Annotated in this window: 24 protein-coding genes; 8 read left to right on the top strand and 16 right to left on the bottom strand. The window is 73.8% G+C overall.

The window, feature by feature from the left end; translation table 11 throughout:
- Positions 1–84 precede the first annotated feature (84 nt).
- On the top strand, positions 85–729 hold the full coding sequence (locus DSM112329_RS00485) for a glycosyltransferase (protein ID WP_354699840.1): 645 nt from the start codon (positions 85–87) through the stop codon (positions 727–729).
- Between the two features lie 3 nt (positions 730–732).
- On the opposite strand, the gene DSM112329_RS00480 is transcribed toward DSM112329_RS00485, so the two are convergent.
- Positions 733–1,599, bottom strand: a complete 867-nt coding sequence (locus DSM112329_RS00480) for an FkbM family methyltransferase (RefSeq protein WP_354699839.1) — start codon at positions 1,597–1,599, stop codon at positions 733–735.
- Between the two features lie 92 nt (positions 1,600–1,691).
- Between DSM112329_RS00480 and DSM112329_RS00475 the strand changes: the two genes are divergently transcribed.
- Entirely contained in the window at positions 1,692–2,342 is a 651-nt protein-coding gene (locus tag DSM112329_RS00475) for a DUF6518 family protein (RefSeq protein ID WP_354699838.1), read from the top strand.
- A 16-nt stretch (positions 2,343–2,358) separates the two neighbouring features.
- On the opposite strand, the gene DSM112329_RS00470 is transcribed toward DSM112329_RS00475, so the two are convergent.
- From DSM112329_RS00470 to DSM112329_RS00460, 3 genes are read right to left on the bottom strand one after another with little or no spacing between them, the layout of a single operon-like run.
- Positions 2,359–2,907 (bottom strand): hypothetical protein, encoded by a 549-nt coding sequence (locus DSM112329_RS00470; RefSeq protein WP_354699837.1) that lies wholly within the window; start codon positions 2,905–2,907, stop codon positions 2,359–2,361.
- Between the two features lie 14 nt (positions 2,908–2,921).
- Positions 2,922–3,914 (bottom strand): DUF354 domain-containing protein, encoded by a 993-nt coding sequence (locus tag DSM112329_RS00465; protein WP_354699836.1) that lies wholly within the window; start codon positions 3,912–3,914, stop codon positions 2,922–2,924.
- A gap of 8 nt (positions 3,915–3,922) precedes the next feature.
- Positions 3,923–5,029: a DegT/DnrJ/EryC1/StrS family aminotransferase gene (locus tag DSM112329_RS00460; RefSeq protein ID WP_354699835.1), complete on the bottom strand. Its 1,107-nt coding sequence runs from the start codon at positions 5,027–5,029 to the stop codon at positions 3,923–3,925.
- A 71-nt stretch (positions 5,030–5,100) separates the two neighbouring features.
- Here DSM112329_RS00460 and DSM112329_RS00455 point away from each other — a divergent pair, with 71 nt between their 5' ends.
- Together DSM112329_RS00455 and DSM112329_RS00450 are read left to right on the top strand one after the other, a co-directional pair.
- Positions 5,101–5,757 (top strand): DedA family protein, encoded by a 657-nt coding sequence (locus tag DSM112329_RS00455; protein ID WP_354699834.1) that lies wholly within the window; start codon positions 5,101–5,103, stop codon positions 5,755–5,757.
- Between the two features lie 4 nt (positions 5,758–5,761).
- On the top strand, positions 5,762–6,631 hold the full coding sequence (locus DSM112329_RS00450) for an undecaprenyl-diphosphate phosphatase (RefSeq protein ID WP_354699833.1): 870 nt from the start codon (positions 5,762–5,764) through the stop codon (positions 6,629–6,631).
- Positions 6,632–6,794: 163 nt separating this feature from the next.
- Here DSM112329_RS00450 and DSM112329_RS00445 read toward each other — a convergent pair whose 3' ends face one another.
- The gene (locus DSM112329_RS00445) at positions 6,795–7,826 is read right to left on the bottom strand and encodes a hypothetical protein (RefSeq protein ID WP_354699832.1); all 1,032 of its coding nucleotides are present in this window, start codon (positions 7,824–7,826) and stop codon (positions 6,795–6,797) included.
- Between the two features lie 296 nt (positions 7,827–8,122).
- Between DSM112329_RS00445 and purM the strand changes: the two genes are divergently transcribed.
- A complete protein-coding gene (purM, locus tag DSM112329_RS00440; RefSeq protein ID WP_354699831.1) occupies positions 8,123–9,214 on the top strand; it encodes a phosphoribosylformylglycinamidine cyclo-ligase in 1,092 nt (363 codons plus the stop codon).
- A 107-nt stretch (positions 9,215–9,321) separates the two neighbouring features.
- Positions 9,322–9,744, top strand: a complete 423-nt coding sequence (locus tag DSM112329_RS00435) for an OsmC family protein (protein ID WP_354699830.1) — start codon at positions 9,322–9,324, stop codon at positions 9,742–9,744.
- Here DSM112329_RS00435 and DSM112329_RS00430 read toward each other — a convergent pair.
- Positions 9,741–10,457 (bottom strand): CHAP domain-containing protein, encoded by a 717-nt coding sequence (locus tag DSM112329_RS00430; protein ID WP_354699829.1) that lies wholly within the window; start codon positions 10,455–10,457, stop codon positions 9,741–9,743. The two genes, DSM112329_RS00435 and DSM112329_RS00430, sit on opposite strands and share 4 nt — an antisense overlap.
- Positions 10,458–10,604: 147 nt before the next feature.
- Here DSM112329_RS00430 and DSM112329_RS00425 point away from each other — a divergent pair, with 147 nt between their 5' ends.
- Complete coding sequence (locus tag DSM112329_RS00425; protein ID WP_354699828.1) at positions 10,605–11,435, top strand: SDR family NAD(P)-dependent oxidoreductase; 831 nt, start codon at positions 10,605–10,607, stop codon at positions 11,433–11,435.
- Between the two features lie 92 nt (positions 11,436–11,527).
- Here DSM112329_RS00425 and DSM112329_RS00420 read toward each other — a convergent pair whose 3' ends face one another.
- The 3 genes from DSM112329_RS00420 to DSM112329_RS00410 form a co-directional block, all read right to left on the bottom strand.
- Positions 11,528–12,292, bottom strand: a complete 765-nt coding sequence (locus tag DSM112329_RS00420; protein WP_354699827.1) for a hypothetical protein — start codon at positions 12,290–12,292, stop codon at positions 11,528–11,530.
- 255 nt (positions 12,293–12,547) lie between these two features.
- On the bottom strand, positions 12,548–13,348 hold the full coding sequence (locus DSM112329_RS00415; protein ID WP_354699826.1) for a flagellin: 801 nt from the start codon (positions 13,346–13,348) through the stop codon (positions 12,548–12,550).
- A gap of 118 nt (positions 13,349–13,466) precedes the next feature.
- Positions 13,467–14,363 (bottom strand): LysR substrate-binding domain-containing protein, encoded by an 897-nt coding sequence (locus DSM112329_RS00410; RefSeq protein ID WP_354699825.1) that lies wholly within the window; start codon positions 14,361–14,363, stop codon positions 13,467–13,469.
- Between the two features lie 109 nt (positions 14,364–14,472).
- Here DSM112329_RS00410 and DSM112329_RS00405 point away from each other — a divergent pair, with 109 nt between their 5' ends.
- Positions 14,473–15,708: an MFS transporter gene (locus DSM112329_RS00405; RefSeq protein ID WP_354699824.1), complete on the top strand. Its 1,236-nt coding sequence runs from the start codon at positions 14,473–14,475 to the stop codon at positions 15,706–15,708.
- 11 nt (positions 15,709–15,719) lie between these two features.
- Here DSM112329_RS00405 and DSM112329_RS00400 read toward each other — a convergent pair whose 3' ends face one another.
- The 7 genes from DSM112329_RS00400 to flhB form a co-directional block, all read right to left on the bottom strand.
- Positions 15,720–16,895, bottom strand: coding sequence for a glycosyltransferase (locus DSM112329_RS00400; RefSeq protein WP_354699823.1), 1,176 nt, complete (start codon positions 16,893–16,895; stop codon positions 15,720–15,722).
- Between the two features lie 236 nt (positions 16,896–17,131).
- On the bottom strand, positions 17,132–17,347 hold the full coding sequence (locus DSM112329_RS00395) for a hypothetical protein (RefSeq protein WP_354699822.1): 216 nt from the start codon (positions 17,345–17,347) through the stop codon (positions 17,132–17,134).
- A 34-nt stretch (positions 17,348–17,381) separates the two neighbouring features.
- Positions 17,382–17,765, bottom strand: a complete 384-nt coding sequence (locus tag DSM112329_RS00390; RefSeq protein ID WP_354699821.1) for a hypothetical protein — start codon at positions 17,763–17,765, stop codon at positions 17,382–17,384.
- On the bottom strand, positions 17,765–18,403 hold the full coding sequence (locus DSM112329_RS00385; protein ID WP_354699820.1) for a hypothetical protein: 639 nt from the start codon (positions 18,401–18,403) through the stop codon (positions 17,765–17,767). The genes DSM112329_RS00390 and DSM112329_RS00385 overlap by 1 nt, the downstream gene beginning before the upstream one ends.
- Positions 18,404–18,420: 17 nt before the next feature.
- A complete protein-coding gene (locus DSM112329_RS00380; RefSeq protein WP_354699819.1) occupies positions 18,421–20,088 on the bottom strand; it encodes a hypothetical protein in 1,668 nt (555 codons plus the stop codon).
- An 85-nt stretch (positions 20,089–20,173) separates the two neighbouring features.
- The gene (flhA, locus tag DSM112329_RS00375; protein ID WP_354699818.1) at positions 20,174–22,243 is read right to left on the bottom strand and encodes a flagellar biosynthesis protein FlhA; all 2,070 of its coding nucleotides are present in this window, start codon (positions 22,241–22,243) and stop codon (positions 20,174–20,176) included.
- 71 nt (positions 22,244–22,314) lie between these two features.
- Positions 22,315–23,376 carry a flagellar biosynthesis protein FlhB gene (gene flhB / locus DSM112329_RS00370; protein WP_354699817.1) on the bottom strand — a complete coding sequence of 354 codons (1,062 nt, stop codon included), beginning with the start codon at positions 23,374–23,376 and terminating at the stop codon, positions 22,315–22,317.
- Positions 23,377–23,454: the final 78 nt, after the last annotated feature.

Genomic DNA, 23,454 nt, shown 5'->3' with positions numbered 1-23,454 from the left:
TGGAGCGTAGCGCGCTGCAACCCTCTGATGGGCGCGCCGGCAGGTGTTCAAGGGTCCGGCCTGCGCGCCGACCACCCGGGGGCGATGTTCGTGTTTGCCAGCTGCGTCGGCTCCGAGGCCACCTATCGCTCGCGCGCGCTGCCCGGCCTGCGCGTGTGCGCGGAGCCGGACAGCGTCCTGATCCAGGCGACGGCGGATCAGGGGTCGATCTTCGCGGCCTACGACGAGATCCTCGACGCGACCGCCGCGCTGCCGGACGTCGAGGCGCTCGTGCTGATGCACGAGGACGTGGAGTTGCTGGACCCCGCGTTCTGCTCCACCGTCCGCGCCCGCTTGGACGCGTCGCCGGCGGCCGCGGTCATCGGAGCGGTCGGCGCGACGGACGTGCGGTCGCTCGCGTGGTGGGAGGGCGAGGGCGCGGGCCACGTCGTCGAGACGCGCGGGACCGTCGACTTCGGGCGGCACCCGTGCCCGGTCGACAGCGTCGACGGGCTGCTGATGGTCCTCTCGCCGTGGACGATCGACTCGCTCCGCTACGGCTCCGCGGTGGCCGTCCCCGGCTTCCACGGCTACGACGCCGAGCTGTGCTTCGCCGCGCGGGCGGCGGGGCGGGAGGTCTGGGTGGAGCAGCTGCCGCTGATCCACCACACGAAGGGCGGCTTCGGGGACGTCGACGCGTACACACGGGCGGACGCGGCCTTCCGCGCGCGCTGGTTCCCGCAGGGCTGACCGTCAGCCGTCCGAGCGCCAGGCGCAGACGAGCGCCCCGCCCGGGCCCATGTCCTCCGTGACCTCTGCCTGGTAGCCGGCGAGGGCCAGGAGCCGCGTCGCCTCCGCCTGGTGGTCCGGCTGAGGGCAGCCGTCGGCGTGGATCTCCATCACGATCACGGCCGGCCCCGGGCGGGCGGCAAGGCGCGGGTCGGCCAGGATCGGCCACTCGGCGCCCTCGACGTCGAGCTTGAGCAGGTCGGCACCGGGCAGGTGGGTGAGCAGGTCGACCACCGGGACCTCCAGCTCACCGTCGTCCGTGGCCCGGGAGTTCTCGTCGCCGGACGCGTGGAACCGCGTGGTCCCCGCCTCCGCGCCGACGGCCGCGCGCTCCAGGCTCCAGGCACCGACGCCCGCGGCGAGGGCCGACCGGCGGACGCGGTCGTGGATCACGTTGTTCGCCGGGTCGGGCTCGAACGCGGTGATCTGCGTCGTGTCGCCGAACGCCTTGAGCGCCCAGAGCGACGCGAGGCCCACGTGCCCGCCGCAGTCGAGCATCCGGACCGGCCCAGGGCGCGCGGCGAGCGCCGCGCCGGCCTCGTCCGGCAGGTCGTAGAAGCCACGCCAAAAGATCTCGTCGAGGCCGCGGACGTCGAACGTCCCGTGGCGCACGAGGCAGGCGTGGCCGGTGCTGCGCAGGTGGTACCGCCGGACGCCGGGACGGCCGAGCAGCTCGGACGCGGCGAACCGCGCGGTCTCCTGCACGAGGTACCCGCGGGTCGCCAGGAACGTCCGGTCGACGCCGGGGACGCGGTGGACCGCCTCGAGCATGCGCCCGCCTCGCAGGCGGCGGAGCAGGCTCAGGAGCAGTGCCTGTACGGGGGCGGGCATGGCCGGAAGCGTACAAACCGCGTCGACGCCCGGCGCGTGCGGCGCGCCTGCGTTGAGGCACGCTTCAGGTCCGCCGTCGAGGATGCTCCGCGATGCCGCCAGAGCTTCGCCGGCCCACCCTGCCCGTCGTCCTGCTGGCGGCCGTCCTCGGGGGCGGCGTCGTCGGGCTCGCGGGCCGCGCGACCGACCACACGACGTCGTCGCTCCTCTACTGGGCCGGGACCCTGGGCGGACCGTGGCTGCTGGCCGCGTTCCTGATCGGCGCGTTCGCTGCCTCGCCGCGGCGTGGCGCCATCGCCGGCGCGGCGACACTCGTGGTCGGCGTCATCACCTACTACGCGATCTTCGGGCTCGTCGAGGAGCGGACCTCGCGGGACTACGCCCTCGGCGTCGGTGCCGCCTGGACCGCGGGCGCGCTGCCGGTCGGCGCCGCGTTCGGCTGGGCGGGCGGCGCCTGGCGCCGGACCCGCGGCCCGCGCTGGGCCGCGATCCTCACGGGCGCGCTGCTCGGGGAGGCACTGCTGCTGTACCTGCAGGGCCGTGTCCTGGGCGGCGTCTGGAACCAGGACGAGGCGCTGCACGCGCTGCGTGTGCAGGCGATCATCGGCGTCCTCGGCGCCGCGGTCCTGACGACGAAGCCACTGCGTGCGCTCGGATGGACCGGCGGAGTCGCCCTGGCCGTCGTGGTGGTGGAGGCGACCCTCCGCGAGACGCTGCGCGCCGGGGGCTGGGCCGGCGCCTGAGCGCCGCGGTTCGCGCTCAGCAGCCCGATCTGATCGCGTAGCGGGTCACGTACACGACGGTGACCTTCCCGGCAGCGGTGCCGAAGAACGAGTGCTGCCCGAGGCGGTAGCCGGTGTTGGGCGCGCCGAACCCGCCGATCTGGCAGGTGGTCATCCGCGTCAGCCCGGAGTAGCGCGCCCGGAGCGTCGCGATCGACGTCCCCGGCCCGACGCCCCTGGACGTCTTCCAGCGCTTCGCCGTGGTGCCGATCATGAGCACCCGCCGCGAGCGGCCGTCGCGCTCGATGAAGACGTCCCCGTCCCCAGGGATCACCCACGAGCAGCTCGTGCCCTCGAAGCAGAACTCGCCCTGGAGCTTGCCCCACGAGCTGAACGGGGCGGGCTTCAGGCCGCCGTCCGTGACCGGGCTCGTGCGCTGGTTCAAGGTCGCGCCGGCCATGCCGGAGCCGAGCACGATCCGTGCGTCGGCCGGCGGGCGGCGCAGCGGGACGAGCGCTTGCGTGGTCGCGGCGACGGTGCCGAGGACCGCGGCGGCCAGCGCCACGCCGGCCAGGAGGGATCGCATGGGCGCCAGCGTAGTCAGCGCAGCGGCGCGCAGAGCATGTCGACGAGGACCCCCGGGTCCCGCCGGATCCGGGCGGCCTCGCCGGTGCGGTCGTGCTTGACGAGCTCCAGCGCGGAGGCGTCCTCGAGCTTGCGCATCCGCCCCGCGGCGATCAGCTGCTCGTCGACGGCGCCGAGGCGCCCCTCGAACGTGGTCCACACCGGCGTCCCAAGTGCGACGGCCTCGCGGTTCATCGTCCCGCCGGCGCTGACGACCAGGTCGGCCAGCGCGATCAGGGACGGCGCGTCGATCGCCTGCTCGGGGACGATGAAGCCGCCGAGCTCCTTGCGCTGGGACTCCACGCGCGGGAGGACGACGGTCTGCGTGCCGCGCAGCCGGTCCAGGACGCCGGCGAAGACGTCGTTCTCGAAGCGGTGGTAGAGGCTGACGACCGGCGGGGTGCGGACGACGGCGATCGGCTGAGCGGCATCGAGGCCGAGCTCGGTCAGGACCGCGGGGTCGGGCTCGAAGTCCGCGAGGTAGTACTCCTCCTTGAGCCCCGGGTAGCGCTGCAGCTTCTTCGCGGTCGCCCCGTAGCGCTGCAGGCGCTCCGGCGGGATGGCGTCCGGGACGACGACCGCGTTGCCGAGGCGGCAGTTGATCGTGTGCTGCACGGTCGCCCACTCGTAGTCGAACATCGTCGACCGGGGGATCCGCAGGATCGCCGCCGCGACGCTGATGTCGTTGGAGCCGTGGCCGAGGGCGAGGTCGAAGCGCGGCCGCTTGCGGGCCCAGCGCAGGAGCGCGGTCGACCGGTCCGCCAGGCCGACCGCCTTCGCCGCGAGCTTCTCACCGCGGTGATGCCCGATGACCGTGTGCTCGATGCCGAGGCGCTCGGACAGGCCGATGGTCTGCGCGAAGTCCCGGACCGTCACCTCCACGGTCGCGCCGCGGGCGCGCAGCGCGTCGATGACCGGCCGCAGCACCAGGACGTGCGGGGAGTTCGTGAAGTCGATCCAGACGCGCATGGCGGGAGCTACGCGAGCTCGTGGATCGCGGCGCAGACCTCGTCCACCTGGTCGCGCGTGATCGCGGCGCTGATCGGGATGGCGAGGTGCTCGGCGGCGGCGACGTCCGTCCCCGGCAGCGGCACGGTCCGCCCCCAGCCGCCGCTCGCGATCGCGGGCTGGGCGTCGATCGGCCGGCGGTAGTAGCCGCGGGACTCGATGCCGCGGGCCTGCAGCCGCTGCTGCAGCGCGTCCGGGTCGGGGTGGCGGATGACGTACAGGTGCCACGCCGGGCGGGCGCCGTCCGTCGCCGTCGGGGTGACGACGCCGGCGGCGGCGGCGCGGCCGCCGGCAAGGGCGTCGTCGTACCACGAGGCCGCGGCGCGGCGGTGGTCGGCCCACGCGTCCAGGTGGGGCAGCTGCACGCGCAGGATCGCGGCCTGAAGCTCGTCCAGGCGCGAGTTGTAGCCGACGTCCTGGTAGCTGACCTTGTCCCGCGACCCGTGGAAACGCAGCTGGCGCACCCGTTCGGCGAGGGCGCCGTCGCCGGTGGTGATCGCGCCGCCGTCCCCGAACGCGCCGAGGTTCTTGGACGGATAGAAGCTGAAGGTGGCGATCGACCCCAGCGACCCGGGGCGACCCTCGGGGCCCAGCGACCCGGCCGACTGCGCGCTGTCCTCGACGACGGGCAGGCCCAGCTCCTCCTCGAGCTGCCGGACGGGCGCGACGTTGCCGAACAGGTGCACGGCGACGATCGCCTTGGTCCTCGACGTGACCGCGGCCTTCACGCCGTCCACCGTGACGCAGAAGGTCGCCGGGTCGACGTCGCAGAAGACGGGGGTCGCCCCCAGCGGGGGAATGGCCTCCGCGCTCGCCCAGAAGCTGAACGACGGGACGACGACCTCGTCCCCCGGACCGACGCCGAGGGCACGCAGGGCGATCGTGATCGCCTCCGTCCCGTTGGCGACGCCGACCGCGTGCTGGACGCCGAGGTGGTCCGCGAACTCGTCCTCGAAGGCGCTCACCTCGGGGCCCAGGACGAACCGCTCGGAGTCCAGGACGCGGGCGATCGCGGCGTCGATCTCGCCCCGGAGGGGGCGCAGCGGCGTGCCGGGATCGAAGAGCGGGACGGGCATGGGCGCGCCACACGCTACCGGCCTCGCCGGTACCCTCGGTGCCAGTGCTGACGACTTTGCTTCCTGCCGTCATGGTGCTCGCAAGCATCACCGAGCCCATCGCGGACTTCGCCACGGACGTGGTCGGGGACCTCGGCCTGTGGGGGATCTTCATCCTCATGGCGCCCGAGTCCGCGGGCATCCCGATCCCCTCCGAGGCGACGATGCTGTTCGCTGGCTTCAACGTCTCCGAGGGCGAGTACACGCTGCTGGCGGCGACCCTCGTCGCCTCGTTCGCCAACCTCGTCGGGTCCTGGGTCGCCTACGCGATCGGCTACTACGGCCGCGACGAGGTGCTCGAGAAGCACCTGAAGTTCTTCCACCTGTCCGAGTCGCACCTGGCCTGGGGCGACCGCTGGTTCGAGAAGTACGGGACGCCCGCGGTGTTCTTCTCGCGGATGATGCCCGTCGTCCGGACGTTCATCTCCTTCCCGGCCGGCGCGGCGAAGATGCCCCTGGTCCGGTTCAGCATCCTGACCTTCCTGGGCGCGCTGCCGTGGAACTTCGGGTTGACCCTGGCGGGCAAGTCCGCCAAGGACAACTGGGAGGACATCAAGAACCAGCTGCACTACGTGGACTACGCGATCGTCGCCGCGATCATCATCGGCTTCGCGTACCTCGTGATCCGCTGGTACCGCGGGCGGGACGGCGGCGGCGGGACGACGTCGCCGGCGCCGGACGCGGCCTGATCCCATGGGGACGCCCGGCGGGACCGATCCGCTGGACGCCCTTCCGCTCCGGCATGCGGTCCTCCTCGGCGTCCTGCACGGACCGGCCGAGCTGCTCCCGATCTCCTCGTCGGGCCACATCACGCTGGTCCCCTGGCTCGCGGGCTGGCCGTACGAGGAGCTCGACGCGGAGCTGCGCAAGGCCTTCGAGGTCGCCCTCCACGCCGGAACCGCGGCCGCGCTGCTGATCGCGCTCCGGGGCGAGGTCGGCGACGCGGCCCGCGGGCTGGACCGTCGCCGCCTGGAGCTGATCGCCTTGTCCTTCGCGGTGCCGGCGGTGGCCGGGCTCACGCTGGAGCGGTCGATCGAGCAGCGCCTGGGGACGCCCGCGTCGATCGCGTGGGGCCTGGTGGCGGGCAGCATCTGCATGGCGGCCGCGGACCTGGCGGGCCCGGGCACCGATCGCGTGGGGCGCGCGCGGGCCGGCGCCGGCGGTGCGGCCCGGGCGCGTGAGGACGCGGGCGCGGTCGACGCGCTGTGGCTCGGCGTCGCGCAGGCGTGCGCGCTGATCCCGGGCGCGTCGCGGAACGGCATGACGCTGGCGGCGTCGCGCTGGCGGGGCTTCGGGCGCGAGGACGCGAACGCGCTGTCCCGGCACGTCGCGCTCCCGGTCATCGTGGGCGCCACGGCGCTAAAGGGCACGCGGCTGGCCAAGCGGGGCCTGCCGCCCGGTCTGCTGGGGCGGTTCGCGGCGGGGGTGGTGGCGTCGTTCCTGTCGACGCTCGCGTCCACGTGGCTGATCCGGCAGGTGGAGCGGGACCGCTCCCTGCTGCCGTACGCGGCGTACAGGACGGCGCTGGCGGCCCTGGTCCTGGCCCGCGCCCGCCGCCGCTGACCTGCGGGGCGCGGCCGCCCAGCGCGAGCATCGCGCGAAGGTGACCCAGGGTTCTGCCGCTCCTGGAGCCGCAGATCTTCGGTTGACGACCCACGGGCCGCACCCGATCAAGCTGACTCAGGGTTCTGCCGCGTATGGAGCCGCAAATCTCCGGTTGACGACGTCACGAGGAGGTTCGGGCGTACCGAAAGCGCGGCATCGGGTCCTCCGCGGTCCACGTCCCGCCCGTGCGCTGCCACTCCGCCTCGAACCGCGCGAAGTCAGCCTCCACTCCGGGCCGCTGATAGGTGACCGGCCACCAGGCGTAGCGGACCGGCTCGAGACCGAGCCTGCGGTAGAGCGCGTCCCGCTCGGCATCGACGAGTTGCTGCTCGGGGTCCCGGTGCCCGTCCTTGCCGTCGGTCTCGATCGCCAGCTTGCGCTCGGGGATGTAGAGGTCGGGACGAAGGGTCGCGCCGTCGATCCGGAGCCGGACGTTGCGGCGCGGTTCGGGAAGACCCGCCTCGACGACGATGTCCCGCAGGTCGGACTCGAGCTTGTTGGCGGAGCGGCCGATCGCGAGGAGCCGGCGCTCCCACAAGGCACGGAACGCGACGATCCCGGGCTCACCGCGATGCTCGCTCAGGACGCGGACGATCGCCTCGTCGTCAAGCCGGCGCCGGTAGATCGCGTCGTGCCAGACGTGCTCGAGCTCCTGACGCGGGCGGTAGGCCGCGAGGTCGAGCAGCGTGCGCGCCCACGTCATGCACGGCAGGCCGTCGAAGATCATGCGCTCGTGGTCGTGGACGACGGCATCCCGTGCCGCCACACGCGCCCGCTGCACTCGTCCGCCGGGCGGTACGACGATCTGGACGCGATGCGGCTCGCGCACGTCACCGCCCAGGTGCGCCGCCGACGTCAGTCCGGCCAGCACGGCGCCCGCCCCGCCTGCGTGGATCGCCGCCGCGCGCCACGCCCGGGGGGAGGCGGTCGTCGCGCCGACCAGGTAGGTGCCCACAGCGAACCTCGTGATGTGGCCGGAGGCCCGGCGTGGACGGAGGCGATCGCGTCGCCACCCGAGGGCGACGATCTGGTTCGCGCAGACTGTCTGGTGCTGACGGTCCGCGAGCGCGGTCAGCACGGCATCGAAGCGCGCGCCCGCACCGGGCGAGTGCAGGTCGATGTCGAAGCCGTCGGGGAACCAGGGGGCGGGCATCGCTCGACGGTCGCCGAGGCGCCTGCGCCGAATCGACACGCGACCGGTGGAGAAATCACCAACGACGCAGTTGCACAACGCTCGTCCGGAGATCTGCCGCTTCTGCGATGGCGGAACCCTGGTTCAGGTTCTCGGGCGGGGGTCGGCCGGAGGAGCGGCTTCCGGACGACCCCAGGGTTCGCGCGCCGACCATCCGCGTCGCCGCCGATGGCCGCCGACCGCCGTCGACCCGCCGTCGCCGCCTGCCGCGCACCCGCAGCGCCTCCGGTCCGCCGCGTCTGGGAGCATCGGCCCGAATGTCTGAGAGCTACGCCGCCGCCGGCGTCGACACCACGCAGGCCGACGAGGGCGTCGGCGCCCTCGTCCGCGTGTTGTCGACGATCGAGCTGGACCGCCCCAGCGCCTCCGTGCTGCCGTCCGGGCACTACGCCTCGGTGCTGCGGGTCGCGCCGAATCTCGGGATCGCCTTCTCGACGGACGGGGTCGGGTCCAAGCTCGTCCTCGCCGAGCAGGCCGACCGGCTGGAGACCGTCGGCATCGACTGCATCGCGATGAACGTCAACGACATCATCTGCGTCGGCGCGGAGCCGATCGCGATGGTCGACTACCTCGCCGTCGAGCAGGCCGACGCCACCGCCCTCGGCCGCATCGCGGAGGGCCTCAAGGTCGGCGCCCAGCAGGCCAACATCGAGATCCCCGGCGGCGAGCTCGCGGTCATCCCGGAGCTGATCCGCGGCCACCCGTCCCCCCACGGCTTCGACCTGTGCGGCACGGCGTTCGGCACGGTCGCGCTGGACGCCGTCATCACGGGCGCGGACGCCCAGCCCGGCGACGCGATCATCGGCCTGCCCGCGAGCGGCCCGCACTCCAACGGCTACACGCTCGCACGCCACGCGCTGCTCGACGACAGCCCGACCCACCCCGCGCTGGACGTGCACGCGACCCCGGCCGAGCTCGGCGGGGCGTCAATCCTCGACGCGCTGCTCGAGCCGACCGTCATCTACGTGCGGGCGATCATGGACCTGATCCGCAGCGACGTCCCGGTCCACGGCCTCGCCCATCTGACCGGCGGCGGGCTGACGAACCTCCTGCGGCTGGGTAACGGCCGCCTCGGCTGGACCATCGACGCACCGCTCCCCGTCACGCCCATCTTCGGCCTGATCCAGGAGCACGGGAGCGTCTCGGTCGCCGAGATGTGGGAGGTCTTCAACATGGGCTGCGGCTTCGTCTGCGTCGTCCCGGCCGACCGGGCGGATGACGCGGTCGCCGGCCTGGAGAAGTTCCACCCGGGGGCCGCGGTCATCGGGACCGTCACCGACGCGGGCGGCACGGTCACCGTCCCGTCGCTCGGCATCACCGGGGACAAGTCGGGCCTCCGCGCCGGCTGAACCGCGCGGGTCCCTGCGGCAGGGCGCCATCCCGACCGGTCCATGATTCGGTGCGGCGCCGTGCGGCTAGGTTCACCTCAGTTCATCCGCAACCGAGGGAGACCGACATGGCATCGAAGGGCCACGCGAAGTGGGAAGGCGATCTGAAGGGCGGCAAGGGCGTCTTCACCGCCGGTGAGGACATCACCGGCCAGTACTCGTTCAAGTCGCGGTTCGAGGACGGCCCGGGCGCGAACCCCGAGCAGCTGATCGCGGCTGCCCACGCCGCCTGCTTCTCGATGGCGCTCTCGAACATCCTCGCCGAGGCGGGCCACAACCCGACCTCCGTCGAGGCGAGCGCGGCGGTGCAGCTGCGCCTGCTCGACGACGGCCCGACCATCACCAGCATCGCGCTGACCGTCGTCGGCGTCGTCCCCGGCCTCAGCGAGGAGCACTTCCTCAAGCACGCCGAGGAGGCCAAGGCCGGCTGTCCCGTCAGCAAGGCGCTGGCCGGGGTCAAGGAGATCACGATGGACGCGAAGCTCGGCTAACCGAGCTTGACGTAGGTCAGCGCACCGCCTCCGCCCGGGCCGTACGTCCGGGCGGAGACCTTGTTGGAGGAGTTCCCCTCGATCGTGTGGATCGAGCCGTCGGGGTCGACACCGGTCACGAGCCCGATGTGCTCGTCCCACACGATCAGCTCGCCGGGAGCAGGGGTCTGCGTCGCACGGCCCGTGCGCTGCGCCCAGGCGGCGAGCGCGTCGACGTTCGCGAAGCCCTGCCCGGCCTCGCCGACCGGCACGCCGGCCTGGTTCGCGAGCCAGCTGACGAAGTACGCGCACCACGGGCCGACCCCGCCCGGGGTCGTGGCGGTGCGGTACTGCGCGATGCGCGGCGAGTCGTTGGAGCCCGGCGGCTGCTCGGCGATGCCGGCCGCGAGCTCCCCCTGGGCGAGCGCCACCATGCGGGCACCGGGGTCGCTCGCCCCCGGCACAGCCAACGCGGTCGCACCGGTGACCGCCCCCGTCCCGATGGTTCCACCGACCGGCAGCGTGGTGGCGCCGCGCAGCGCGGCCGTCGTCCCGGGCGTGGCTGTCCCCGTCGCCCCGGCCTGGCCGAGCATCGCCGCGAACGAGGAGGTCCCGCCGTCGGTCGCACCGGGGGCGGCGACGGCGGACGACGCCGGCGCGGACACGGGGGCGGCCGCGGGCGAGAGCACGCCCTGGAGCTCGGAGATGCGGGCCAGCACGGCCTCGACGCTCATCAGACCGGATAGTCGGCGGCGGCGCGCACGGGTTGAATCGCGGGGTCATCCGGACTTCGGGCACCGCAGCGGGTGCGGAACCCGGGGTCAGCGAGATCGGTGGGACGCCCCGGCCGCTCGAATGAACACTCATGTACATTCCGCCGCATGTCCTCCCCCACGCTCGTCGACGGCCGTGTCGCCGTCATCACCGGCGCCGGCTCCGGCATCGGCCGGGGCCTCGCCCAGAACCTCGCCGCCCGCGGCTGCCCGCTCGTCCTCGTCGACCAGAACGCGGACGGCCTGCAGGAGACCGCCGAGGCCCTGAGTGTCCCCGTGCTCACGAAGGTCATGGACGTCAGCGACCGCTGGGCCCACCAGCAGCTCGCCGCCGAGGTCCGCGAGTGGGCGACCGCGCCGATCGGGCTCGTGGTCAACAACGCCGGCGTCGCGCTGTCGCAGACCGTCGCCGGGCAGTCCACCGAGGACTTCGAGTGGGTCATGAACGTCAACTTCTGGGGCGTCGTCCACGGCACCGACGCGTGGCTCCCGATCCTGCAGGAGCAGGACTCCGGCGCGATCGTGAACATCTCGAGCATCTTCGGTATCGTCGCCTTCCCGACCCAGAGCGCCTACAACGCGTCGAAGTTCGCGGTCCGCGGCTTCACGGAGTCGCTGCGGCACGAGCTGCACGGGACGGGCGTGCGCGCGATCTGCGTGCACCCCGGCGGCATCAAGACGAACATCGTCAACAGTGGCCGCCACCACGTCGACAACCTCGGGCGGACCGACGGCGGCGAGCAGCTGAAGAAGGACTTCGAGAAGATCGCCCGCACCACCCCCGACCAGGCCGCGAAGACGATCCTCCGCTCGGTCGACAAGGGCCAGGACCGCTGCCTCATCGGGCCGGACGCGAAGGCGATGGACCTGCTGCAGCGCGTCGCGCCGGTGCGCTACTTCGGCCTGATCCGGCGCCTGCAGCCGCTCGTCATCCGCTGAGGTCCCCGCCCGGGTGACCCTACGGGCAGGTCCCCGGGTCCCGCGGCACGCTGTGCACCCACGGGACCCGGGTCGCTGAAGGGGCTGGGCGGCTAGCCGAGCGAGGCGGCGTCGATCGCGTTCGCGGGCGCGGTCACCTTCGGCGCGCTGCCGAAGTCGCTCAGCTTGATGTCGGACTTCGTGGTCGTGTCGGCCTCGCCGTCGTCGTCGTCGCAGCGCGGGTCCTTCGTGCCGCCCGGCTTCTCCTTGCCGAGCTGCTCGGAGCGCAGCGGGTACGGCTCGCCCTCGCTGGCGACCGACAGCCGGCCCGGCGAGCTGCCCGGCGCGGAGCCGTCGCCGGTGAGGATCCGGACGTCCTCGCCGTCGACCTCGCCCGTGCCACCGTCCTTCAGCGTGCCGGCATCCTTCGCCAGGCAGTAGGCCAGCGTCTCGGGGTTGAAGCGCGTGATGCTGGGCCCGAGCTCGGACGCGGGCAGCGAGATCCACTTGTCCGCCGCCTTCGCCGCGGTCTCCGCGTTCGCGCTGGTGGTCCAGTAGGCGGTGTCGGCGTTGATGTAGGCCTTGTCGCCCACCACGCGGATCTCCGCCTTGCCGCCCTGCTGCTCGAGGGTGATCTTGGCCGAGCCGTCCGAGTGGGCGTCGCCGCCGACGGTGCCGGGGCCGTCCTTGTCCGTCGCGGTCCCCTCGAAGTGGACGCTCTCGACCTTGGCGAGCGCCGCGGACGCCTGCTTCAGGACCTCGGCCGGCGTGCCGGACGGCTTCGCGTCCCCGCCGCCGTCGTCGTCCGACCCGCAGCCGGCGACGACCAGCGCCGGGGTGACGGCGAGCAGCGTCGCCAGAGTTCGTAGCTTGTGCATGGACGAACCATATTCCGGGCGGGGTCGCAAAAGAAGCCTGCACGTGGAACGGCGAACGGGCGGCCCCAGTCGCCTGGGGCCGCCCGTCGCCGGATCCGTCCCTCCCGCCGGGCATGCCGGCCCGGCGGGAACGTCCTGCGCCCAGCCCGTCGCGCCCGCTGCCAGGCGCGCGCGACGGTCCTGCAGACACCGGTCCTGCCGGTGGGAGGGGCGGCGGGTCGACGTCACCCGCCGCCTGGCTGCCTGCGCCGCGCGCTAGCGCAGCAGGGACAGCACGGACTGCGGGGCCTGGTTGGCCTGCGAGAGCATCGCGGTGCCGGCCTGCGTCAGGATCTGGTTCTTCGTGAGCTTCGTCATCTCGTCCGCCATGTCGACGTCGCGGATGCGGGACTCGGCGGAGATCAGGTTCTCCTGGGTGGTCGCCGAGACGCTCAGGGTGTGCTCGAGGCGGTTCTGGACCGCACCGAACGTCGCACGGGCAGCCGACACGTTGTCGATCGCCGCGTCGATGTCCGTCAGGGCCGTCGCGCTGCTGAGGGTCGAGAAGGACGTGCCCACGGTCGCCCCGAGGCTGACCATCGCCACGGAGATCGTGTTGCCGTCATTCGACCCGACCTGGAACGTCACCGACGACGCGGACGACAGCACGTTGATGCCGTTGAACTGCGCCGACGTGCCGATCCGGGAGATCTCCGACGCGAGGTTGTTGACCTCCGTCTGGATCGCCGCCTGGTTGGTCGAGCTCAGCGAGCCGTTCTTGTACTGGACGGCGAGCTCCCGGACGCGCTGGAGCATCGAGTGCACCTCGTCCAGGTTGCCTTCCGCCGTCTGCACCATCGAGACACCGTCCTCGATGTTGCGCTGGGCCTGCGCCAGGCCGCGGATCTGGCCGCGCATCTTCTCGGAGATGCCCAGGCCGGCGGCGTCGTCCGATGCGCTGTTGATACGGAAGCCGGACGACAGCTTCTCCATCGACTTCGACTGCGCGTTGGCAGTCGCGTTGAGGGTCCGGTGAGCCTGAAACGCCTCGACGTTGTTCTGAATGCGAAGGGACATGGCCATCTCTCCTTGATGACGTGGGTTTTGCGTCCCGGAACCCCGTCCGTGGGGTTCCTTCTTGCCTTACAGACGGGGTTGTCGGCCAGGTCCCCCGCGGCCTTGAGCCGGTGTCCAGTCAGGGGTGGACGGCGGGGGCGGCCGGGCGCCGTATCAGCGCCAGCAGCGCGCGAGCAGCCGGGGCGTGCGGCCTGTCCTCGCGCCACAGCAGGACGATCTCGCGGCGCAGGCGGGGCGTGACGTCGACGATCGCGATCGGGTCCCGTGCGGCCATGGCGGTGGACCGCGGGACGACGGACACGCCGAGGCCGCGCGCAACGAGCGCCAGCACGCGGTCGAGCTCGTTGGAGGCGAACGCGACGTGCGGCCGGACGCCCGCGGCGGCGGTCGCGGCGTCCATCGCCTGGCGCAGGCCGGTGCCGCCCTTGAACGCGATCCACGGGTCCTGGGCCAGCACGCCCAGCCGCACCGGGCTGCGCCGGCCGGCCAGCGGGTGGTCCGGCGCGACGACGAGGACGAGGTCCTCGTGCGCCATGACCTGCTCGACCACGCCGGACGGCAGCGCGGGCTGGCGCGTGGCGAACGCGAGGTCGACCGCGTCCGCCGCCAGCAGCCGGACGAGCTCGGCCGTGGGCTCCTCCTTCACCTCGAGCGTGACCTGGGGGTGCTCGGCGTGGAACCGCGCGAGCAGCGCGGGCAGGTCGACGGGCCCGAGCGAGCCCATCGCGCCGAGCACGACGCGGCCGCGCAGCAGTCCCTGCAGCTCGTCGAGCTCCGCGGTGGCGGCGTCGAGCTCGGACAGCACCCGGCGCGCACGGGCGACGAGCAGCCCGCCCGCGTCGGTGGGGGTGACGCCGCGCGGGGCGCGGCGGAGCAACGGCAGCCCGACCTCCGCCTCCAGGCGCCGCATCTGCTGCGACAGCGCGGGCTGGGCGACGTGCAGGGCCTCGGCCGCCGCGGTGAAGGTGCCGTGGTCGACGATCGCGACCAGGTAGCGCAGTTGACGGAGCTCCATATAACGATCCGCTCTGGAGCATAGTCCCGATACGTCTTTGTCGTTATGGGTCGCAGCCCGCAATATGAAGCGGCTCGTGCCGCCCGCCGTCCCCTTCGACCGTCCGCAGATGACCCGCCTCGCTGTCGCGCACGCGCTGTGCGACGTCTACCAGGGCGCGGTTCCCGCGCTGCTCCCGTTCCTGCTCGCCGCGCACGGCTGGTCGTACGGGACGGGCTCCCTGCTCGTCCTCGCCGCCACGCTGTCCAGCTCGATCGTGCAGCCGGTCTTCGGGCACCTGTCCGACAAGCGGCCGGCGCCGTGGCTGATGCCGGCGGGCTTCGTCGTGGCCGCCGTCGGGCTGTCCGTGGTCGGCTTCGTCGACTCTCCCACGGCCGCGTTCGTCGCGGTGCTCGTGTCCGGCCTCGGCGTCGCGGCCTTCCACCCCGAGGGCTCGCGCGCCGCCGCCTACGCGGCCGGCGAGCGCAAGGCGACCGGCATGAGCTACTTCAGCGTGGGTGGCAACGCCGGCTGGGCGCTCGGCCCGCTGCTGGTCCTCGTGACCGTCCTGCCCTTCGGCCTGCACGCGACGCTGCTGCTTGCGCTGCCCGGCCTGGCGGGAGCGGTGCTGACGGCGCGCGACCTGCCGCGCCTGCGCGTCGCACGGGCCCGGGCGACCGCACACGCGACGGCGACGGCGACCGCACTCGCCGCGAAGGCCGACCGCACCGGGCGCACGTCCACACCACCGCAGGACGACTGGCGTGCGTTCGGGATCCTGACCGGTGCGGTGGCCGCACGCTCGATCGTCTACTTCGTGCTGATGACGTTCGTCCCGCTCTACTTCGTCGACGTCCTCCACACCTCCGAGGCCGCCGGCGAGACCGCGCTGATCGCGTACCTCGTCGCCGGGGCGATCGGGACGCTGGTGGGCGGGCGGCTCGCCGATCGCTTCGGACGGCGACCGCTGCTGCTCGCGTCCTTCACCCTGCAGGCACCGCTCCTCATCCTGTTCCTGCTAGGCGGCCCGGTGCTGGCCACCGTCGCACTCGGGCTCGTCGGCCTGATCGCGATCGCGACGTTCTCGATCTCGGTCGTGATGGGCCAGGCCTACCTGCCGAACCACCTCGGCGTCGCGTCCGGGGTGACGCTCGGCCTGGCGATCGGGGTCGGCGGGCTGGCCGCCGCTGCGATGGGCCCGCTGGCGGACGCCGCCGGGCCGAAGGCGCCGCTCGAGCTGATCGTGCTGCTGCCGCTCGTGGGGCTGGCGTGCGTGCGGGCGCTGCCGCGCGAGGACGATCGGGTGGCGCCGGAGCAGCGTCCCCGGTCGCTGCGCCCCGCGGGTGCGCTCCGCGCGACCGGCTGAGGGTCGCCGGGTCAGCAGGCGGCCCCGGGGACGCCGGCGCCGTGGAGCTGCTCGAAGCGCGCGCGGTCGCGGACGATCTGCGCGTCGATCCACGCGCGGAGCACGGGGTCCGGTGAGGCGACCGTCTCGCTGAGGCCGTGCCGGATGGTGGACTCGGGGACCAGGCGCGGCGGGCGGGCGGCGGCGCGCAGCCGCGCGAGCAGGTCGGTGTCCTGGAACCAGACGCGCAGCTCCGGATGCAGGAACTCGCCGGGGGCGGCGGCGAAGCCGGTCAGCGTCTCGCGCGGGAAGGCGAAGCACCACGCGGCGAAGTCCTCGCGCATGGCGCTGTCGACCGTGCGGGGGAACACGACGGCGGGCGCGTCCTCACCGCCGCTGTCGAGCGTCGCGCGGAGCGGCGGCCACCAGCCCGGGTCGACCAGGACGTCGTCGTTGCAGACCACGAGGTAGTCGCCCCGGGCCGCGCGCAGCGCCGCGTTGACCGGGTCGGTGAAGCCCTGCGGCGGCGCGCCGTTGTCGATGACGATCAGCTCGTGGGGCGCGTCGGTGTGGCGCTGGAGCGCGCGGACGCACGCGCGGACACGGTCGGCGGCCGCGTCGAGGGTCGGGATGACGACGCTGACCTCGATCGCGGTCCCGGGCGCGCTGCGGGCGCGGGGGACGTGGTCGGCGACGGGGCTCGCGGTGTCGACCGCGATCGCCAGGGGCACCGCGACGACCGGGCCGCGAGCGGCGAGCGCGCAGCAGAGCGCGGCGACGATGCCGTCGTCGGGCGCGTCGGGGACGTGCAGGCGCGGGGTACCTGCCGCCCAGGCGACGGCTCGGGCGGCGGTCGGGTGCCGCGCGCCGGTCGTGACTGCAGCGATGCGGTCGTCGGCGAGAGCGTCGATCAGCGCGGTGAGCGCGGCCGGGTGCACCAGCGTCCCTTCGGCGAGGACGACGTGGACCCTCCCGGATGCGCGCTCGAGGCCGGCGCGGACGGCGCCCGCGCTGCCGACGCGCTCGGGCAGCCGGACGACGGTCACGTCACCGGCGACGCGGGCGAGCAGCGGCCCGAGGTCCGGCGAGGCGTCGTCGACGAGGACGACCTCGTGCTGCGGCTCCTCGGGTAGTCCGGCGAGCGCCTCGAGCATCCGCAGCGCGCGGTCGGGGTCGCCGGTGAGCGGCACGATGATCGAGGCGTCCACGCCCGGGGTGATCGGCCGCGGACGGCCCCGGTTGAGGCGCGCGGGACGGGGCGCCGACCGCGGAGTCGAGCGTCGGTTTCCCCGTCCCAGGGCGCGGGGGAACGGACGCTCGGGCCCGGGGCCGTGGAGTGACGGAGTCGAGCGTCGGCTTCCCCGTCCCAGAGCGCGGGGGAACCGACGTTCGGGCGGTGTGGGCGGTGCCCGGCGCAGGGCGCGCTGCTGCGGCGGCCGGACCCTCAGGCGCGGATGTCCACGTGCGGGCCGAGTGGCGGACGCGGGGCCTGCGGCGTCTCGCCCGCCCCACGCGCACGCTCGCGGCGCGCGTCCTCGCGGTCGGCCTCCTCGTCGTCCTGGCGCTCCGCCCGCGACCGCGGCCGCACTGCCGCCACCGGCACGACCGGGCCGTTCCCGGGCAGTGCCCGCCCGATGCGCTCGATCCGGCGGCCGCTCATCGGTCAGCGGCCCGCCGGTCAGGCGACAGGCACCTCACGCCGCGGGGCGGGTGGGGGTGCTCTCGCCGGCCGCCTCGAGCTCCAGCATCGCCGCGACGATCCGCCGCCGGGCCGACTCGATCTCGGCCTGGGCCAGCTGGCGCCAGGCGACCACCATGGCCGCCCACGCAATCAGGTAGCCGATCGCCCCGGCCTCCATCGCCCGCAGGAGCCCGTCCTCGAGCGAGGCCCCCGCCCGGAGCGAGAAGACGAGCACGACGAGGAACGCGACAAGGGAGACCCACGACCGCACGGTCCGGATCTGACCTGTCGCCCGCGGGTGATCGGCCAGGCGCAGCGCACGGGGGCCCGCCACCACCTCCGCGGGTGCACCGCCGTCCGCGTCGCCGGCCTTGTCCTGCTTCTTCCTCTTCGCCATCAGGCGACCCTCCTCGTGCTGTGTTCGGCGGCCCAGTGCACCAGCCGGCTGCGGTCGTGCGCGGTGATGCGGGACAGCGTCGCCCGGACGAACCCGTCCGCGTCGCGCCGCTCGACGAGCAGCTCACCGCTGACCGCCGGCTCGCGCGGGTCCAGGAACAGGTCGAAGCCGAACGTCTGCCCCGCCGCCGCGAACGGCAGGCCGGCCAGGCGCAGCTCGGCGCCGCCGATGGCGACGCAGCGCGTCTCGACGGCGACGTGGTCGCGGGCGCCCGAGCGCAGGACGACGATGCGCGCGTTCGCCTGCGCGCTGACGAGGGCGGGCCGGCGGAGCAGCTGGATGTGGCCGCGGTGCTCGAACCGCAGCGTCTCGCCGGTGCCGTAGCCGACGACCCGCAGATGGGCGTCCTGGGGGCGGTGAGCCAGGTGCCCCATGATGCGACACAGGCCCTGGGCGCCCGCGAACTGGACCGACACCTGCATGCGCGTGATCTGCGCCCACGACGTCCGCGGCGCGCTCAGCAGGAGCAGGTCGATCCAGGTGGACGCGGTGTCGTGCACCCGCGCCTGGAGCTGCTCGCGCTGCGGGACGACGATCGTGACGACGTCGGTGAGGGTGGGGCCGTGCAGGGTGTCCACGCCCACCACCAGCGCTCTCAGACCAGCTCGTCGTCGCGGTCGACCGGGCCGAGCATCGCGAACGCCAGGGCGTCCGCCGCGGCGGGACGCATCCCGCCGTCGAGCGCGGTGCCCCGCGCCACGTACGTGAGCGGGACGCCGGTGTCGATCGCGAGCTCGACGACGGTCCCGAGCGCCGCGGTCTCGTCGGCGTGCGTGAGCGCGATGCCGACGACCCCGAGCTGCCGGCCGGCGGTCGCCAGCTCGCGGGCGGCCAGCGCGCCGATCGTGGCGGGGACGGTGAGGTGCAGCTCGTCGGCGGCCAGGCGGCGCAGGTCGGCCGCGAGGGTGCGCAGCTCGGCCTCCGCGCGCGGCGAGACGCCGGGCGTGTCGAGCAGGACGATCGTCCCGGCCCGGAGCGCGCCGATGCGCTGCGCGGCGGCGGCGACGTCGTCCTCGGCGTGGACGGGGACGCCCGCTGGGCCCAGGAGCGCCGCCAGCTCGGCGCCGCCGTCGAGCGGGCGCAGGCTGATGCACGCCACGGGCAGCTGCGAGCGCCTCGCGTAGGCCGTCGCCAGGCGGGCGACGCAGCGGGTCTTGCCGCTGCCACCGGGGCCGACGAAGCCGATCACGGCGCCGCCCGGTCCGCGGACGGGTGCGGCCACCGGGATCCGCGCGGCGAGCGCGGTCCGCAGCACGCCCCGCGGTGAGGAGTCCTGCGCCAGCGGCGCGACGTGCGCCCCCGCGGTGTGGACGAGCTCCGCCGCGAGCGCAGCCGACAGCCCGGTCGCGAGCAGCTCGGCGCCGTCGGGGCCCAGCCCCGGGGCGACCGGGACGCGGAAGGCGGCCGCCGGCGGCTCGACCGCCGGGGCAGAGGCCTGGACAAGGGCGTCGGCGTCGTCCAGGTCCGCGGCCGGAGAGCGCTTGACGAGCCCGGGGATCGGCGCCGGGACGGTGCCCCACCCGGGGGCGGGATCGGGGGACGGGGCAGGTGCCGCCCGGGGAGCGGGGTCCGGGGCCGGGTCCGGCGCGTCGCCGCCGGCCGTCACGAAGCCGGGCATCGCGTCCACGCCCGGGACGACCGTCGGCCGCAGGAGCGGCGCCGCCGGCGGCGGGCGGTCGCCCATCAGGCCGGCCAGCTGCTCGGCGAACGCCGCGGCCTCGCGCGGGGCCAGGCGCGGTGCCGGCGGCGTGGCGGACTGCGCGGCGTCCCCGTCGCCGTTGTCGTCGGCGGGACGCGGGGCGGCACGGCGCAGCGCGGCGGCAGCGGCGTCGAAGGCCGCGGCGGCCTCGAGGGCGTCGCGCGGCGGGACCCCGGTCGGGTCGGCGGGCTCGTCCGGGCCGGCGGGGCCGTCCAGGCCGGCGGGGGCGGGCTGAGTGGGTGACGCGGCACCGGCGGGCGTGGCGGCACGCGGTGCGGCGTAGGCGTCGATGCCGAAGGCGGCCGGGCCGGGGACGCGATCCTCGGCGTACGGGTCCGCATCGTCGCCGGACACGTCGATCGACGCCGACGCGGGCACGGTGGCCGGCATCGCGTCGACCTCGACCGTGCGGCGCGCGAAGAAGCCGCCGAACCCGCCCGCGGTCCCGTCGCGGCGCGCGAGGATGATCGCGTCCTCCCCGAGCTGCTGGCGGATCTGCGGCAGGAGCTCCTCGAGCGCGGAGCCCGTGAAGGTCTGGATGCCGTCCTGCTGGGTCGTGGTCATGCGGTCGCTCCGATCGGCTGGCTACCGCCCGATCCTACGCCCACCACCTGGGCACACGACCCGCCTGAACGGGATCGCCCGGCCATCACGCGCTCACCACGCCGATCGTCTCGACGCTGATCCCGGGCGCGATCTCGTTGTAGGCGCAGACCGACAGCTGGGGCAGCGCCTGCTCCACCAGGCGCCGCAGGTGCCGGCGGCAGCGGGAGCTGCAGATGAGGACCGGACGCCGGCCGCGGGCGCTCGCCTGCTCGACCTCGTCGTGCAGCGACTGCACCAGCGCGTGGGCCCGCGCGGGGTCCATCGCGAGGTACTCGCCGTCCGTCGTCTGGGCGATCGACTCGCTGACCTCCTGCTCCATCGCCGGGTCCAGCGCGATCGCCCGCAGGCGGTGATCGGCGTCCAGGTACGGCGCGAGGATCGTCCGCCCGAGCGCCTGCCGGGCGTACTCGGCGAGCAGATCGGGGTCGCGCGTGATGCGGGCGCGGTCGCCGGCGGCCTCGACGACGGCGCCGAGGTCCCGGATCGAGACGCCCTCGCGCAGCAGCGCCTGCAGGACGCGCTGCAGCTCGCCGACGGACAGCAGATCCGGGACGACCTCCTCGACGACGGCGGCGTTGACCTCCTTCAGGCGGTCGAGCAGCGATCGCACGTCCTGCCGGGTCAGCAGCTCGGCGACGTGCCGGCGGATCGTCTCCGTCAGATGCGTGACGATCACGGACTCGCCGTCGACGACGGTGTAGCCGAGGGCCTCGGCCTCGGGCCGGCGCGCGTCGGCGATCCACATCGCCGGCAGGCCGAACGCGGGCTCGGTTGTCGGGATACCGTCGAGCTGGCCGATCGCGTCCCCCGGGTCGAGCGCGAGCTGGTGGCCGGCGAGCAGGCTGCCGCGCGCGACCTCGGTCCCGCGGACCTTCATGACGTAGTCGTGCGACCCGATCATCACGTCGTCGTGGATGCGGACCGACGGGATGATCGTCCCGACCTCGCCCGCGATCTGGCGGCGGACCGCCCCGACCCGCTGGGGCAGCGATCCCGACGCGCCGCCGCCGTCCACCAGCGGGACCAGGCCGAAGCCGATGCTCAGCTCGAGCGCGTCGAGCGACAGCGCCTCGAGCGCCTGGTCGCGCGGGCTCGCCAACGGGGCGGGAGCGTTCAGCGCGGCGAGCTCCGCAGCGGCCGTCGCGTCCTCCGCCACCCCGAGCTTCTTGCCCGCCGCCCGCCCGATGAAGAAGAAGCCGGCGCCGATGACGAGGAACGGCAGCTTCGGCAGGCCCGGGACCAGCGCGAACATGCAGATGACGACACCCGCGACCATCGGCGCCTTGTGCTGCGCGCCGATCTGGCTCGCGATGTCGGCGCCGAGGTCCTTCTCGCTGACCGACCGGGTGACGATGATGCCGGTGGCGACCGACACCAGCAGCGCCGGGATCTGCGCGGCGAGTCCGTCGCCGACCGTCAGCAGGCTGAAGTGCTGCGCCGCCTCCCCCAGCGGCATGCCCATCATCGCGACGCCGACGATGATGCCGCCGACGAGGTTGATGAGCGTGATGAGGACCGCCGCGATCGCGTCGCCCTTGACGAACTTCGAGGCGCCGTCCATCGCGCCGTAGAAGTCCGCCTCGCGGCTGATGTCGGCGCGCCGCTCGCGGGCCTGGTCCTCGGTGATCTGACCCGCGTTCAGGTCTGCGTCGATCGCCATCTGCTTGCCGGGCATCGCGTCGAGGGTGAACCGCGCGCCGACCTCCGCGACGCGTCCTGCGCCTGCCGTGATGACGACCATCTGGATGACGACGAGCACCAGGAAGATGACGAGGCCGACGACCACGTTCCCGCCGACGACGAACGTCCCGAACGCCTCGACGACGTGGCCCGCGTCGCCCTCCAGCAGGATCAGGCGGGTGACGCTGACGTTGATCGCGAGGCGGAAGAGCGTCGTCAGCAGCAGCAGCGAGGGAAACGCGCTGAAGTCCAGCGGCCGCGGCAGGTAGAGGGTCGCGACGACGACGGCGAGCGCGACGCTGATGTTCAGCGTGATCGCCAGATCGAGGATCAGCGGCGGCAGCGGCACGATCATCATCACGACGACGAGCACGACGACGCCGGCGGCGAGGAGGTCCGTGTGGCGCCCGAGGCGCTGGAACAGGTTTTCCATGGTGGGGAGGTGGCCCACTGGGGGGAGGCGGGCCGTCCCGGTATTCGGCGGGGCCGCGGCGTGCTTGAGGATCAGCCCGCGCGACGGCGGGCCTTGAGGCGATAGACGAAGGCCAGCACCTGCGCGACGGCGGCGTAGAGGTCCTCGGGGATCTCGTGGCCGACCTCGCAGGTGGCGAAAAGCGACCGCGCCAGCGGCCGGTCCTCGACACGCGGGACCCCGGCCTCCTCGGCCAGCTCGCGGATCCGCAGCGCCATCAGGTCCTGGCCCTTCGCGATCACCATGGGGGCCGCGCGGGTCCCGTCGTACTTCAGCGCGACCGCGAAGTGTGTGGGGTTCGTGACGATCACGTCGGCGGTCGGGACGTCGGCCATCATCCGTGCGCGCGCGGCCGACATCTGCCGGCGGCGCATGGCGGCGCGGACCTCGGGCGGCAGGTTCTGGCCCTTGGACTCCTCCTTGACCTCCTGCACCTCCATCTTCATCGACTTCTCGGTGCGGTACTTCTGGTAGCCGTAGTCCGCACAGCCGATCAGGAAGTAGGCCATCGCGGCGCGCATCGCGATCGAGCGGATGTCCGACGAGAGCGCCTCCGCCAGCTCCTGCGGGCCGATGCCGACCATCGCCCCGAGCTCGGTGAGCTTCGGCGCCACGTACGCGAACACGATGGCGCCGACGACGGCGACCTTGGAGACGGACTTCAGCGCCTCGGCGAACATGTTCGGCCCGAAGATGTTCTTCGCGCCGCTGACGGGGTTCAGGCGCTTGGGGTCGGGCTTCATCGCCTCGGCCGACGGCTTGAACCCGACCTGGACGACGTTCACCGCGACGCCGGCGACGATGCAGACGGCCGCGATCGGTGCGACGCTCAGCAGCACCGCGATCATCGCCTGCGTCAGCAGCTCGCCGACGTGGTCCTGGGAGACGACGGACGGGTCCGCGATCTGGGTCAGGGCGGAGCGCATCGCGTCGCCCATGCGGCGAGCGGCCGCCGGTCCCGCGGTCCCGAGCGCGAGCAGCCCGGCCATCAGGATCACGGCGCCGCCGAGATCCTGCGAGCGGCCGACCTGGCCCTTCTTGCGGGCCTCCTCGCGGCGCTTGGGTGTCGCCTTCTCGGTCTTCTCGCCCGCCATGCCCTCTCCGTTGTCGGCGGGCGGGGGGCGAACTTGCGCCACACCGGCCTATGGATCGTATGGACCACCGCGACGAAG

It is taken from the genome of Paraconexibacter sp. AEG42_29 (assembly GCF_040581415.1).
Taxonomy (GTDB): domain Bacteria; phylum Actinomycetota; class Thermoleophilia; order Solirubrobacterales; family Solirubrobacteraceae; genus Paraconexibacter.
Note: the sequence above shows the minus strand (reverse complement) of the source record. Positions and strands in the feature narration are given on the sequence as shown.